This is a genomic window from Streptomyces xiaopingdaonensis, from assembly GCF_000262345.1.
In the GTDB taxonomy this organism is placed as follows: domain Bacteria; phylum Actinomycetota; class Actinomycetes; order Streptomycetales; family Streptomycetaceae; genus Streptomyces; species Streptomyces xiaopingdaonensis.
Map to the genome: position 1 here is coordinate 14802 of NZ_AJTQ01000362.1, position 14279 is coordinate 29080.

The 14279-nt window shown below is 75.2% G+C and carries 11 protein-coding genes and 2 pseudogenes; 4 read left to right on the plus strand and 9 right to left on the minus strand.

The features are described 5' to 3' along the window. Positions 1–43 precede the first annotated feature (43 nt). From UWG_RS0127825 to UWG_RS0127835, 3 genes are all read right to left on the minus strand, one after another. Positions 44–1402, minus strand: a complete 1359-nt coding sequence (locus UWG_RS0127825) for a GNAT family N-acetyltransferase (RefSeq protein ID WP_016910476.1) — start codon at positions 1400–1402, stop codon at positions 44–46. 82 nt (positions 1403–1484) lie between these two features. Further along, positions 1485–2072 (minus strand): DUF1990 family protein, encoded by a 588-nt coding sequence (locus UWG_RS31230; protein ID WP_016910477.1) that lies wholly within the window; start codon positions 2070–2072, stop codon positions 1485–1487. Between the two features lie 29 nt (positions 2073–2101). Beyond that, a complete protein-coding gene (locus UWG_RS0127835; protein ID WP_016910478.1) occupies positions 2102–3694 on the minus strand; it encodes an alkaline phosphatase D family protein in 1593 nt (530 codons plus the stop codon). Positions 3695–3960: 266 nt separating this feature from the next. On the opposite strand from UWG_RS0127835, the gene UWG_RS0127840 reads away from it, so the two are divergent. Continuing rightward, positions 3961–6762, plus strand: coding sequence for a hypothetical protein (locus tag UWG_RS0127840; protein ID WP_016910479.1), 2802 nt, complete (start codon positions 3961–3963; stop codon positions 6760–6762). A gap of 527 nt (positions 6763–7289) precedes the next feature. Here the strand turns inward: UWG_RS0127840 and UWG_RS34360 are convergent. From UWG_RS34360 to UWG_RS0127860, 4 genes and pseudogenes are all read right to left on the minus strand, one after another. After that, a pseudogene (locus tag UWG_RS34360) lies at positions 7290–7454 on the minus strand (DUF397 domain-containing protein); the annotation flags it as partial. Between the two features lie 157 nt (positions 7455–7611). Beyond that, complete coding sequence (locus tag UWG_RS0127850; RefSeq protein WP_029391833.1) at positions 7612–8223, minus strand: DUF1707 SHOCT-like domain-containing protein; 612 nt, start codon at positions 8221–8223, stop codon at positions 7612–7614. 32 nt (positions 8224–8255) lie between these two features. Continuing rightward, positions 8256–8672 (minus strand): SRPBCC family protein, encoded by a 417-nt coding sequence (locus tag UWG_RS0127855; protein ID WP_029391834.1) that lies wholly within the window; start codon positions 8670–8672, stop codon positions 8256–8258. Between the two features lie 56 nt (positions 8673–8728). Then, positions 8729–9616: an alpha/beta fold hydrolase gene (locus tag UWG_RS0127860; RefSeq protein ID WP_016910482.1), complete on the minus strand. Its 888-nt coding sequence runs from the start codon at positions 9614–9616 to the stop codon at positions 8729–8731. A 125-nt stretch (positions 9617–9741) separates the two neighbouring features. Here UWG_RS0127860 and sigJ point away from each other — a divergent pair, with 125 nt between their 5' ends. Next, positions 9742–10731, plus strand: a complete 990-nt coding sequence (gene sigJ, locus UWG_RS0127865; protein ID WP_016910483.1) for an RNA polymerase sigma factor SigJ — start codon at positions 9742–9744, stop codon at positions 10729–10731. Here the strand turns inward: sigJ and UWG_RS0127870 are convergent. Further along, positions 10691–11476, minus strand: a complete 786-nt coding sequence (locus tag UWG_RS0127870) for an SDR family oxidoreductase (protein ID WP_016910484.1) — start codon at positions 11474–11476, stop codon at positions 10691–10693. The two genes, sigJ and UWG_RS0127870, sit on opposite strands and share 41 nt — an antisense overlap. A gap of 262 nt (positions 11477–11738) precedes the next feature. Between UWG_RS0127870 and UWG_RS0127875 the strand changes: the two genes are divergently transcribed. Next, complete coding sequence (locus tag UWG_RS0127875; protein WP_029391836.1) at positions 11739–12491, plus strand: GntR family transcriptional regulator; 753 nt, start codon at positions 11739–11741, stop codon at positions 12489–12491. Between the two features lie 87 nt (positions 12492–12578). Here the strand turns inward: UWG_RS0127875 and UWG_RS0127880 are convergent, their stop codons facing one another. Then, a complete protein-coding gene (locus UWG_RS0127880; protein ID WP_016910486.1) occupies positions 12579–13739 on the minus strand; it encodes an ROK family protein in 1161 nt (386 codons plus the stop codon). 291 nt (positions 13740–14030) lie between these two features. On the opposite strand from UWG_RS0127880, the pseudogene UWG_RS33910 reads away from it, so the two are divergent. Further along, positions 14031–14279: pseudogene (locus tag UWG_RS33910) on the plus strand (hypothetical protein); the annotation flags it as partial.

The following is a 14279-nucleotide window of genomic DNA, read 5'->3' on the forward strand; positions in this document are numbered from 1 at the left end:
CGTCACCCGTATTCGCCGCCGGCGCATTCGCCGAGCCGCCCGGTCAGTTGGGCACGCAGCCGCCGGCGTCCATCGCGTCCTCCGGCGCATGCTCGGCCGTCAGCAGGGAGCTGATCACGAGGGTGCCTCCCTCGATCCGGTAGTCGAGCGGGAGTCCGAGGCTCCGCATCGCCGCCACCATCCCGGTGTTGGAGGCGCGCGTCACCGCGTAGACGCTTTCGGCGTGCGCCCGGCGCGCGGTGTCCACGAGGCGCCGTAGCAGAGCTCCGCCGACACCGCGCCGCTGCCACCCGTCCTCGACGAGCAGCGCGACCTCGGCCTCCTCCCCGTCCCGGAGCAGGTGTCCGAGCGCGACGAGCCTGCCCGACGCCGTCTCGGCGGCGAGGGTGCGCCCGAACCGCGGGGAGAGCAGGTGCTCCAGGTACCGGTCGGCGTCCCTGAGTGGGCCGTGGTACCGCGCGGTGAGCGTCTCGTCCGAGCAGCGTGCCTGCATCGCCTTCGCCGCCTCCAGGTCGTCGGGCCCTGCCCGGCGTACGGTGATCGGCTGGCCCTCGGGGAGGGCGCAGTTCTCGCGCCGGTCGGGCAGGCGGCGGCCGAGGCGGGCGTCGAGCTCGACGAGGGCGCGGGCGCGCGCGAACTCCGTCGGCGTGAACGGCAGGGCCGGACGCTCGACGAGGAGCCGTCCGCCCGCGGGGTCGGGCAGCGTGAGCACCGTTTCCGTCATGGACGCCGGTGCCTCCCCGCCGTCGGCCGGCAGCCACCGCAGCCGGCAGCGGCCGAGCAGTCCGCGGAGGGCCGGCGGGAGTTCGGCCGGATCCAGGGCGGTGCGGGTGGCGAGACGCAGGACCCGCGTCGGGGTGTCGACGAGGTCGTGCGCGTCGGCCCGCTCCAGCCAGGTGTCGCTCCCTCCGGCCGCGGCGACGCTGTGCGACAGCGTGCCGGGCTCCAGCGACTCGGGGGCGCGGAGGAGGAGTTCGTCGACGGCGGTGGGGCCGAGCGGATGCGTCTGGAGGGCGAGGATGTCGACGCGGCGGTCGGCGAGGGCGCCGCACAGGGCGGCGAGCGCGCCGGGCTCCTCCCGCACGGTGGTCCGCATCCGCCACAGCGTTGTGGGCGCCTCGCCGGCCTCCTCCGGGACGGGCGGCTCCTCGTCGGGCGCGGCGTGCCGGCGGCGCCGTCCCCACCAGGTGTGGAACGCGACGGTGGCGAGGAGGACGAGCGCGGCGACGGCGAGTGTCACGGGCCCGTCGGGTGCGTTGACCACTGTCTTCGCCGCCGTGTCGGCGACGGTGACGGCGAGGAACAGCGCGGCGAGCTCGACGAGTTCCCGCCGCCAGCGGTGCGGCTCCCGCGCGGTCGGCGCGGGACGGGTACGGGTGGCCTTCGCGGTCTTCTCCGTCATGCCGTCCACTTTCGCGGACGGGCGTTGCGTGATCACGAACGGTGTGTGACCCGTTGATTAAGCGCGCATCCGCCGACTTGCCTCAGGTTTCGCGGAAGTTGCGGGCTTTGCCCGAATCGCCCGCCCGGTGCCGGTGCGACCGCACCAGCCTGCGGAGCACCGCGCCGCACCAGTGCGCGTACGCGCGCTGGAAGAGCCGCACCAGCGGCAGGGCGGCGCGCGCCCATCCGACCGCCGGCGAGCTGAACGCCGTGACGGTGAGAACCACGGTCTCGTCGGGCTCCAGCCGCAGCGCGAACGCCTCCTCCCCGCTCAGCGGGTGACCCGGCAGGGTGCCGTACGCCCACCCTGCCGCCGACCCGTCGCACCGCGTCCACACCACCCGGCAGGCGCACCGCACCCGTACCGCGCGCGGACCGATTCCCACCAGCACCCGCACCCCGGGGGCGGCCCGCGGCGCGGACGCGGACACCTCGACGCCCATCGCGCGGTGCATCCGGAACCCCGACAACTCCCGTGCGGCGACGGCGAACACGCCCCGCCCCCGCCCGATCCGCGTCCGTACGCACAGCGCACCGGGGAGCCCGGGCGGCAGGCGTCCCGCCGTCGCGCCGACGGCGCGGTACGTCAACTCGGAGGCGGCCGAGGCGTCGAGGTGGTGGTAGGCCATGGCCGACGAGTATCAGGGTGCGTCGGCGTCTACGCGGAGCCGGGGTGGAGCGTCTGCGTGAAGAGGACGGCTCCGCCCTGTTCGCGGAGCCGGACCGTCATCTCGCGCGTCGTGCCGTCGATGTCGACCTGGCCGAAGTACTGGCCGCCCTCCGACGGGGGCGTGTTCGCCTTCTCCGGGGCCTTGAGGAACCGCTGGACCGGCCCGAAGGTGGCGTCGAGCTTCAGCGCGGGGAATCCGCCGGCGTTGAGCGGCCCGGAGACGAATTCCCAGAACGGCGTGAAGTCGCCGAACGCGGCCCGGTCGGGGTCGTAGCGGTGCGCGGCCGTGTGGTGGACGTCGGTGGTGAACCAGACCGTGCCCGTGATGCCGTCGTGCTTGATGTGCCGCAGCAGTTCGGCGAGCTGGAGCTCGCGGCCGAGCGGCGCTCCGGGGTCGCCCTGTGCGACGGCCTCGACGTCGGTCTCGCCGTCGGGTACGACGAGGCTGATCGGCATGTCGGAGGCGATCACCTTCCACGTCGCGCGGGAGCGGGAGAGCGCGCGCTTGAGCCACTTCAGTTGGGCCGCGCCGAGGATGCCCTGGCGGTCCTCGGGCTGGCGGCCCGGGGAGTTGGCGTTGCGGTGGCTGCGCATGTCCAGCACGAAGACGTCGAGGAGCGGGCCGTGGTGGACGACGCGGTAGACGCGCCCGTCCTCGTCGCGCGGGGGGAGCGTGGTGACGGGGAGGTACTCGCTGAAGGCGCGCAGCGAGCGGGCGGCGAGGGTGTCGACGTCCTTCTCCGTGTAGCGGTCGTCGTCGAGGATCTCGCCCGGGTACCAGTTGTTGAGCACCTCGTGGTCGTCCCACTGGGCGACCGTGGGGACCTGCGCGTTGAAGCGGCGCAGGTGCGCGTCGAGGAGGTTGTAGCGGAAGTTGCCGCGGAACTCGGCGAGCGTCTCCGCGACTTTGGACTTCTCCTCGGTGGTGACGTTCCGCCAGGTGCTGCCGTCGGGCAGCGGGACGCTCGCCTCGATCGGGGAGTCGGCGTAGATGGTGTCGCCGCTGTTGAGGTAGAAGTCCGGGTCGAGGCGGCGCATCTCCTCGAAGATCCGGTATCCGCCGCGGTCCGGGTTGATGCCCCAGCCCTGCCCCGCCAGGTCGCCCGACCACACGAACCGTACCCCCGCGTGCTGCTGTCGGGGAGCGGTGCGGAAAGTGCCGCGCTCGGGCTCGCCGGCCCGGCGGCCGTCGTCGGGGTCGAGGAGAGTGACCCGGTAGTGGATCTGCTCGCCCGGCGGGAGGCCGTGGACGGCGACCCGCCCCGTGAAGTCCGTCTCCGGGCCGAGGAGGGGGCCGTGCCAGCGCCGCGGGTTGCGGAACGCCTCCGTCGGGGCGGTCTCGACGAGCATCCGCGCCGGCCGGTCCGCGCGCGTCCACACCAGCCCCGAGGAGCTCGTCACGTCGCCGGCCTGCACGCCCCACTTCGCCGCCGGGGCGCTGCGCCGCAGCAGGTGCGCGGGCGCGGCCGAGGCGCCGCTCGCCAGCACGGGCATCGAGAGCGCAGCGGAGGCGGCGAGCGTGCCGCGCAACAGGGCGCGCCTGTCGGGGGCGTGGGCTCTCGTCGGGTCGCCGTGGTCCATCGGGTCTCCCTCACTCTCGTACGGCCGGAGTGGCAGCTCTATCCCGGGCAGGTGCCGCGCACACGAACGCCGCGTGAACTTCGGCGCCCCGGCCCACAGGAGAGGGTGGCCCCCCACCCCCTGTGCAGGGAAGGGACGGGAGGCGCCGTGGTGCGCCGGCGCGCGTCCGCCTAGGATCGCTCGGTGACCGGGAGACGGAGAGCGAGAACGGTGCAGGGCGGCACCCCGAGCGGCCGGCAGCCGAAGTGCCGTACGGGGGAGGCCGGATGAGTACCGATGCCGGACCGCGCGAGCGGTTCCTGCGCGCCGAGGCGCTGCCGTCCGGCTGGGAGCGTACCGAGGCGCTCGACGAGGCCCGCCGCGCGGCCGAGGCGGACGAGGGCCTCCGCACGGAGATCCACCTCGCCCAGCTCGCCGACGCCTCCCGGTCCGGGGCGTCCGCCCGTCTGTTCGCGCCCCTCGCCCGCTTGCTGCGCGTCCTCGACGAGCGTCCCGGCGACCTCGGCCCCGACCAACGGCGCGCGCTCCACCGGGCGTTCCCCGGCGCCGTCGACGCCATGGTGGCCCAGCCGCACGTGCCGCTCGACGCGATCGAGGAGTGGCTCGGCGAGGCGTCCGAACGCACCGGACGCGCCGGTTACTCGCTCCGCGGCATACACCGCGCCGAAGCGGCCTTCGCGCTGCACCTCGGCGACGCCGGGCGCGCGGAGCGTGCCGCCGACGCCTGGCGGCGGGCGCCGCGGGACGGCGCAGCGGAGTGCCGCGGCTGCGAACTCCTCTTCGAGGGCCACCTGTTGGCGGGCAACGACGACGCGGGGGCGCTGCGCGCGTGGCGTCCGCTGCTCGCGCCGCGCGACGGGCTCCCGGGCGGTCCGGAGCATGGAGAGGCGGGCTGCGCCGTGTGCCGGGCCTCCGCCCTCGCCGCTTCGGTGCTGCCGCTCGTCCGCGTCGGCCGCACGGCTCTCGTGCGCGGGCATCACCTGCGCGGCTACCGCCTCGCGCGCACCGCGCCGGGCGCGCTCGGCGACGTCGCGGCGCACCTGGAGTTCTGCGCGCGCACCGGCAACGAGCAGCGGGGGTTCGAAATCCTCGCCGAGCAGTACCTCGCGGGCGAGCCCGGCAGCGGAGAGCCTGCCGCCCGTCTGGAGTGGCTGGTCGCCGTCTCGCTTGTGCTGCGCCGAAGCTGCGAACTGGGCGGCGGCGAGGAGCGGTTGCACACTCCGGACGGCGGCCGCCCCACCACGGCGTCGCACCTGCGCGCCACGCTCGACGAGGCTCTCGACCTCGCCGCTCGCTTCGACCGCCGCAACGGTACGAGCGCCGCGGGCGACCGCAGCAAGGTCCGCCTGGCCGCCGCACCGTTGCTCGACGCGCTCGCGGTGCACGGCGGGCCCACGGAACCCCTTCCGCGCGGCGGTCCGGAACAACTCCTCCTGCGCGCACGGCGGTTGAGTGCCGACGGGCGCCCCGAAGCGCAGGCGGCGTGGTCGGCCGTGGACGCGGCGTCCGACCACGGTGCGCTGCTGCCGGGCGCGGCCCGCGCGGAGCTTCGCGACCACCGTGCGATGGACCTCGCGCGCAGCCGCCCGGGGGAGGCCGTCACCGAATTCCTCGGCGCGGCAGCCGAGTTCGACGCGTACGGCCTCCCGGGATCGGCGCTCGCCTGCCGGGCCCGCGCCGTGCTCGCCACCGCCTTCGCCGGCGACCCGGCGGCGGCCTTCGCCGAGGCGGACGAGCTGTGCGGCGCCGCGCACCGGCTCCTGGGCAGCGGGGACGCCGACCTGCGCCAGGCCACGGCCGTCCTCCTCACGCGCGCCAGGATCGAGTCGGCGCTGCTCCCCGAGGCGCGCCAACCGGACGCTGCCGCCGCGCAGTTGGACGCACGGTTGGCCGAACTCGTCGCGCTCGCGCAGCCGTACGCAGCCGAGCCCGCGGTCCGCGCCAGGATCGCCGAGGCGACCGAGTCCCGCGGACGCCTCGCCGAGCGGTGCGCCGACGATCCGCGGGCACGGGAGTACCTCGGTGAGGCAGTCGCCTGCTATCGCGCGGCCGGCCGACCGTGGTCCGCTGCGGGGGCCCAACTCGCCCTGGCCCGCGTCCTGCTGGAAGCCGAGGACCCCGAAGAAGCCGTCCAAGTGCTCGCCGCCGCACTCGACGACGCCGACCGCGGCGACGTGCCCGCCTCCGCCGACCACGTGCGTCTGCGCCTCCTGTACGCCGAGGCCGTCGAGGCGGCAGACGGCCGGCGGGAGGCGGCGGCTGCCTGGCGGGAGGCCGCGCTCGCCGCCGAGGAGGAGGGCGACGGGGAGGGCGCGGGAGCCCTCGCGCGGATGCGCCTGGGCGGCGCCCTCCTGGCACTCGGCCTCCACCGTGCGGCGGTACGGACGCTCCGCCGGGCCCTGCCCCTGCTGCACGAGGCGCACCCGCCGTCCCGCCGCGCCCGCGCCCACTTCTGGCTCGCCTCCGCCTACGGCGCGCTCGCGGCCCACCGCTCGGCCGCCGAGGACTACGCCGCCGCGGCGGACCTCACCGACCGGGAGGACGACCCGTACGACCGCGCCCACCTCCTCCACCTCGCGGCCGACTCCTACGCGGAGGCCGGCTACGACGACGAGGCCGCCCGCGCCTGCGCGTCGGCCGACGCGGCGTGGCGCTCCCTCGGCGAACCGGCCCCGCTCGCACGGGTGTTGCGGACGCGCGCCCGCCTCGTGCTCCGCGCGGCCCGCCAGGCGCCGGCCCCTGCCCTCTCCGAAGCTGCAGATGAGGGCGTCGCGCTCCTCGCCGACGCGGTCAGAGGGCTCCGGCACCACATGCCGTCCGCACCGACCGGCGAGCTCCGCGCCGAGCTGGCACTGGAGCTCGGCCACACCCACCTGCTCGTCGCCGAACTCCTCGACCACCGCGGTCCGCCCGAACCCCGCCGGGCCGCCGACGAGTTGGACGCGGCGGCCACCGCGTACGCCGAAGCGGCGGAAGCGGGCGGCGAGTTGGGCGCGGAGGCACGCGAGGCGTACGGCGAGGTCCGCCGCCGCGCCGCTGCCGCGGGGGGACGCGGGGTGGTGCGGTAGGGGTTCAACTCTTCACGGTGTGCCGGCGGGCTCCGTACACGCCGGCCTCGTCGACGGCTGCGTGCCTCCACGTGCCCCGTCCTTGACTCGGCCTCGCTCCCGTGGCGGCCGGCCGCGTCCCGCGGCGCCGTCCGCAGGGCCGGCCGGCACCCGCGCGACGAAGGCGGATCCGGGTTGCGCTCGCCGAGTCGTCCCGGGCCCGTCCGCCGTCTGCCGAGCGAGTGCTTTGCACCGAGCCGGCAGAAAGTCGGCAGGCGTCGGCGCGGTGTCGCCAAGTGGGCCTTGCCGAGAGGGGATTGCTGGCGAGCGCCTGTCATTCTTCGCCGAGCGGGGGCGGAAAGGACGGCCGCCGCGACAGCGGCCCACCGCCGTCGGACCCGTCCGTCCTCCGCCCCGAACGGCATGCCGGCGGACATCCGGAGCGGCGGCACCCGCGTCTGCCTCGCGGTGGCGGTTCCGCCCGAGGCGCAGCACCTCGCTTCCGGCTCGCCCTGGAGGAGCGAGCCGGAAGTGCTGGCCTGCAGGAACGCTTCCCACTGCTGAGAGGAGACCCGTACCACCGGCCCGGGATCCTTCGAGCCGCGCACGCCGATGCCGACCGAGAACGGCGCGCTCTCCACGCAGCACGCGTTTTCGTCGAGGCCGTGCGACGACTTGCGCCAGCGACCTGTCCGGTCGGGACGAACGTCCATGTGCCCTCCCCCGCGTGCGGCGCCATCACGCCGGTTTCGCCTCTCTCGGCGAGCGGACGCCCCCGGTCCACGCGTCCGGCGAGGGCACGGAGCCGAACGGCCCACCCGCCGGGGACGAGCGCCGGCCCGGAGCCGACGCGTGCCCGGCGAGCAGCCCCTAGCGCCCCGCCCGCCGCGCCCGTGCCGTCTCGAAACGGCTCGGGTGGCGTACTTTCAGCGTCCCCATGCGCACACGACCCGTGAAGTGCACCACGGCGGCCTCCGGTTCAGGCGGGCCCGTGACCCGGTTGACGACGTTGCTCATGCCCGTGCTCACCTCGTCGATCCGCACCGCCCAGCCGCGCGGCACCACGACGACCACCGTGCCCATGCCGACGGCGAGCTCGATGGTGACCTCGCGCCTGCGGCACTCGGCCGCCGTGAAGTCGATCGTGATCGTGCCCATGCTCGTGTTGGCGACGATCGTTTCCGGCACTTCCCAGTAACCGGTCTGCTGGAGAACGCCGTTGGTCTTCAGCACCAGCGGCCGGCCCGAACTCCCCGCGCGTGGCGGCGCGTCGGGGAGGTCGGCGACGAGCGGCTCCAGCTCCGCGAACGTCTTGGCCGAGAACGCCGCCTCCAGCCGCTGCTCCAACTCCGTCAGCGACAGCCGTCCTTCCACCGCCGCTTCCCGCAACCGCTCGGCGACGGCCTCCCGGTCGGTGTCGGCGGCCCGCAACTCCCGTGCGGCGGGGGAGGATCGCGGCGTCAGGTCGTCAGAGGAAGCCATGCCCCGCAGTGTAGGCGGCCGGGCATCCGGCCTCAGCGCGCACCGGACTCCAGGAGCGTTCCGAGCCGGGTGAGGTCGGCGGTGACCGCAGCGGCGTCCCGCGCGAAGGCGTCGTCGCCGGTTCCGGGCGCGCGCCGCAGGGTGAAGACGACCTCGCTACCCTCGCCGTCGGCGAGCACCCGCACCGGGTTGTGGACGGTCGCCCCGGAGGGAAGGGTGACGTCGTGGTCGAGCACGCCGAACTCGTTGCGCGGCGCGAAGACGACCACGACCCGCCCAAGGTCCGGAGAGTGCGCGACCCACTCGCCGTCGATCCTCTCGACCGTCTCACCGAGCCCGTGCGCCCACTCGGGCAGGTTCGCCGGGTCCGACGCGTATGCGTAGACCTCCGGGACGGGACGGGCGATACGGACGCTCAAGTGGCGCGATTCCGCGCTTGCGTGGGTCATGCCGACGACGCTAGCGGGCAGGGGGCCGGCTCCGCTTGAACCGATCGGACGCGGCCTCAGGCCGATGCGGCCCGGGCCGCCGCTGTCGTGTCGAGGACCGTCCTCGCGACGGCTGCCGGGTCGTCGTTCATCGGCACGTGGCCGCAGCCGCGGAGCCGGACCAGCCCGGCGCCGGGTATCACGCGCTTGGCGCGGACGCCCTGCCGTGGCAGCAGCACCCGGTCGCGGTCGCCCCAGGCGAGCGTCACCGGCACGTCCGGGATGTCGCTCCGGAAGAGCGCATCAGGACGCCTCCCCGAGGCCAGCACCGGCTCGAACCCGGTCGCGTCCCGGAGCGCGGCCGTCTCCGCGACCACCGCCTCGGGCGAACGCCAGCCAGGGCGTGCGTAGATGGTGCCGGTGAGCGAGGCGCGTCCGGCGGTGCTGCGCGCCAGCGTCCGCACGGCCGACTCGGGAAGCGCGGCGGCGCCCGCCCGCATGCTGCGCAGCACGGCGAAGGCGTACTTCCGCTCATGCTCAGTCCAGAAGCCGGCCGGGGCGAGCGCCGTCACCGAGCGGGCCCGTCCCGTCCGCGCCAGCTCCAGGGCGAGCAGCCCACCGAGCGAGTTGCCCGCGACGTGGGGGCGCTCCAGGCCCAACGCCGTGCAGACGGCGGCGAGTTGGCGTGCCGCGCTCGCCGCGTCGTAGCCGTGCCCCGCGGGCAGCTCCGGGGAGGCACCGAAGCCGGGAAGGTCGAGTGCGACGACGTCGTGGGAGGCGGCGAGGGCGGCGAACACCGGTTCCCACGCCTGCCAGTGGTGCCCGACCCCGTGGAGCAGGACGAGGGGTTCGCCCGCGCCGCGCCGCTCGTAGACGACGTCGAAGGGCGGACCCTCGTCGGAGGCGACCCGGACCCGGGTGCGGGAGACGGGCACGGGAGCGTGCGGTGAGCTGACGGCGGGCACGGGGACCTCCTTCGGATCGGACCGCTCGTGCGAGCGCGGTACCGCAGCGTCGACACGATGTCAGCAACGGCTCGCCCGGGGAACCCCCCGACGGCCGCTGAGCCGTCCGGTGGCATGCTGGGGACGTGGCGGCAACCGAGGCGAGGAACCCCCGACCCGGCGACCACCGCGACGAGTTGACCCGGGCGCTCTCGTCCGTCTTCGAGGAGTACCGCGCGGTGCTCCTCCAGGTCGGCTACCGCATGCTGGGCAGGCACGCCGACGCGGAGGACGTCGTCCAGGAGACGTGGCTGCGGTGGTCGGCGGCAGACCGGAGCGACGTCCGCGACCCGCGCGGCTACCTCGTGCGCACCGCGACGAGACTCGCCCTCGACCGCCTCCGCCGGGCCGCCCGCCACCGCGAGGAGTACCCGGGCGTCTGGCTCCCCGAACCGCTCCCCACCGATGCGCTCGCACCTCCGGCAGGTCCCGACGGGGAGACGCACGCGACGCGGCGCGAGTCGGTCTCCTACGCCGTCCTCGTCGTACTGGAGTCGCTCTCCCCGCCGGAGAGGGCGGTCTTCGTCCTCCGCGAGGCGTTCGACTTCCCCTACGCCGAGATCGCCGAAACCCTCGACAGCACCCCGGCGGCCGTCCGCCAACTCGCCGTCCGCGCACGGAGGCACGTCGCCGCACGCAGCCCCCGCTACGACGTCGACGCGGCGCGCCACGGCGAACTCACCGAGCGGTTCCTCGACGCCGCCACCGGCGGCGACCTGGCCGCGCTCCTCGCCCTTCTCGCCCCCGACGCCCGCCTCGTCCCCGACGGCGGCGGCCGGGCGAAGGCGCCTCTGCGCACGATCACCACGGCGCAGAAGGTGGGGCGCTTCCTCGCCGCGATCGGCCCGCAGGCGGCGGAACTCGCCGTCACGGTCCGAGAACTCAACGGGCTGCCCGCGGTGGTCGCCGTGCGGCCCGACGGCGACCTGCACGGCGTCTTCGTACTGGAGCAGGACGCGCGGGGCCGCATCGGCACCGTCTACCTGCTCGCCGACCCGGAGAAGCTCGCCCCTCTCGCCGAGCGCCTGCGCCCGTTCAGAGGCCGCCACTCACCCGCAGCACCGCACCGGTCGTGAAGGACGCCTCCTCCGAGAGCAGCCAGCTCACGGCGGCGGCGATCTCCTCCGGTTCGCCCGCCCGCCGCAGCGGCGTGATCGCGGCCTTCCTGCGGGGACGGTCGGCGTCGCCCATCGCCTCGTGCATCCCCGTGAGGACGGTCCCTGGCTGTACCGAGTTGACGCGGACGCCCTCCGGTCCGAACTCCTTGGCGAGGCCCGTCGTCATCGCGTCGACGGCCGCCTTGCTCGCCGCGTAGTGGACGTACTCCTCGGGCGCTCCGAGCGTCGCGGCGCCCGAGGAGATGTTGACGATCGCCCCGCCGCGCCCGCCGTACGCGGTCGACATCGTGCGGAGCGCGCGCCGCGCGCAGAGCAACGCGCCGACGACGTTCACCTCCACCACCCTCCGCATCACGTCGGGCGACGTCTCGGTGAAGCGGCCCAACGGACCGGAGACACCGGCGTTGTTCACCAGCCCGGTGACGGGGCCCAGCCGTTCCTCGACGGTGGCGAAGAGGGCGTCGACCTGGCTCTCGTCCGAGGTGTCGACCTGCACGGCGGTCGCTTCGGCGCCGAGGTCGCGGACCGCGGCGAGCGTCCGCTCCGCCGCCTCGGCGTCCCGCGCGTAGCCGACGCAGAGCCGGTGGCCCTCGCCGGCGAGGCGCAGCGCGGTGGCGGCGCCGATGCCGCGGGAGGCGCCGGTGACCACGGTCGTTCGCGGTCCGTCGGCGGGGGCTGCGGGGGAGTGGGGCTCGGGCTGCATGGGCGCTCCCGGGGTCCGAGGACGACCGAGCATGTCTCCTCGCGCCCTCACCGTCAACATCCATCGGTCGTGCGGAAACCCGCAGTTGGGGCGCCGGAGCGACGATTGGTCTTGACCAAGGGGGGCGCCCCGCCTATCGTCGCGGCCATACGCAACAACCTTTAAGAAACAAGGAAGCGGAAACGCCCGCTCCGCACGGGGGCCGCAGGCGCGCGGGTCGAGGCGTACGACCACGGGGTGAAGAGCGATGGCGGAGGCAACGGTGGGGACCACGCAAACCGAGGCAGTGCCGGAGCCGAAGTACTGGCACCTGAAGACCGTCCTGTCCGAGGCGCTCGATTCCGAGTTCTCCGTCGGCGAGGTCCTGCCCAACGAACGCGAGCTCGCCGCCCGCTTCGGCGTGGCCCGTGCCACTCTCCGACAGGCCCTGGAGCAGCTCGAGTTGGAGGGCAGGTTGCAGCGGCGCCGCGGCGTCGGCACCACCGTCGCGCCTCCCCGGGTCGGCGTCGACGTCGGCCCCGGGCAGCCCGGCTGGCCCGGCGCGCCCGACGACCTCTGGCAACTGGAGGGGTCCGAGGAGGCGGCACCGCTCCCCGCCGAGATCTCCCGCCTCCTCCGTCCGCACCTCGGCGAGGGCGAGTCGCTCCACGCGGTGCGGCGCAGCAGGATGAACCACGGCCAGCCCGTCGCCACCGAGGTGCTCCACGTCCCCGGGGCGTCCGTTCCCGGCCTGCCCGCGATGGCCTCGTCGGCGGGGGCCGCTGCGCACGCCCGGGCCGTCCTCCGCGAACTCAACCGCCTCACGCTCGAGGGCCAGGACCGCACCGTCGAACTCGGCTCCGCCCGCGCGGAGGACGCACGCCGTCTCGACCGCCTCCCCGGCGCCCCCGTCCTCGTCGTCGCGACGCGCTACCTCTCCGAGGGCCGCGTCGCCGCCGTCTCGCACGCCACCTACCGCGCCGACACCTGCCGGCTCTCCTTCAGCGAGGCAGAATCGCTGTCGCTGGTCGGCTGAGACGCCCGAACCAAGCGCCCAACGCCGGCAGTTGGTGGCTGACAGCCTTGGGCCCGCGGTCGCCGGAAACGGCACCCCTCCGTCGGCCTACTCCAAGGCCCCCTCGACGGTGAAGAGTTCGCCCTCCACATGGTCGAGCGCGAGCCGAAGGGCGCCCGTCGCCACGGCCGTCCCGCCGAGCTCGGAGAGCGCCACGCGGGGCGTGCGCAAACAGTAGCGCCCCAACTCGACGTGCAGCGGCTCCAGTACGTCGTCGAGCCCCGAGGCCCAGCCGCCGACGACCACCAACTCCGGGTCGAGCGCCAGCACCAGCGCCGCGACGTCGTGCACCAGCCGCTGGATGAACCGCTCCACGGCGGCGCCGGCCCGCGCGTCGCCCTCCCGCGCCAGTCCGAAGACGTGCGCGACAGCGGCCTCGTCGAGCGGGTGGAGGGGCTCTCCCGTCGTCGAGAGGAGATGCTCGGGTGTGGCCTCGCGGCCGAGCAGGTGGAGGGCGCCGATCTCGCCGGCCGCACCGCCGAAGCCGCGATGCAGCCGGCCCCCGATGAGGGAGCCGGCCCCGGGGCTCAGGCCGGCGAGGACCATCACCACGTCGTCGGCGTCCTGCGCCGCACCGAGCCAACGCTCGGCGAGCACCCCGGCGTTGGCGTCGTTCTCCACCAGCACCGTGCAGCCGAACGAGCGGCGCAGCCGCTCGCCGAGCGGCAGCCCCGTCCAGCCGGGGAGCGCGGCGCCGAGGGTGACGGTGCCGTTGTCGCGGACGATGCCGGGAGTGGCGACGCCCACGGCGCGGAGCGTCGAGCGTGCCACGTCCGTGGTGCGGAGCAGCTCGGCCACGGCGTCGTGGGCGCGCTCCAGACGCACTTCGGCCTCGTCCGTGCCGTCGATCGGGCGGGAGGCGGTCCCGAGGCGCCGGCCCGTGAGGTCGGAGAGGACCGCCGACACCCGGCGCGCGCCGAGGTCGATCCCGAGGAGGTGCCCGGCCTCCGCCCGGAACCGGAACCGCCGCGCCGGCCTGCCGCGCCGCGCGTTCCCGGCGGACGGCTCCTCCTCGGCCTCGGCGACGAGGCCGGCGGCGAGGAGCTGCTCGACCACCCCTTCGACCGTCGGTCTCGACAGCTCGGTGGCCTGCACCAGGTCGGTCAGGGAGCGTCCGGCCGGCTCCTCGCAGCCGCGCAACGCCCGCAGCACCACCGTCGAGTTGATCCTCCGCAGCAGCGCGGGGTCCCTGCCGATGAGCCTCCCCAAGGTCCGCCTCCCTGACTGTGCCTGTGCGGCGGATCGTATCCGCTGGTGCTGGTCACGGCGAGTGCTCGGGGTGCGTCTGCGCGGTGACGGATCGGACTCGTGGACGAGGATCACGAGCCGGGTGCGGTCCCGCGCGCCGAGTTCGGTGAGGACGAGGCCGACGTGGAACTCGGCCTTCTCGGCTGCGAGCACCAGCGGCCCTCGCCGTCGGCGCCGGAGGGCGCGCGCTCGCGCGGCGCGACGCCCGAACCCGCCCGCGACCGGCCCACCGGGGTGGGGTTGACTGGAGGCATGTCCCTCGCGCCGCACCTCGCAGCCGTGGCCCGGCTCCGGGGCCAACCGGCCGCGGGTGTCGTGGAGTTGGCCGTCGGCGAAGCCGACGCCGACCAGGACGCGGCCGAACTCCGCGCGGAGCGCGAGTGGTTCGCCGCCGAGTGCGAGGCGCTCGCCGTCCGCCTCGCCGCCGACTGGGGTCCTCCGCGGCTCGTCGATCTCCTCCCGATGCTGGAGCGGCGGCTGTCGGACGATCCGGTCGACGAG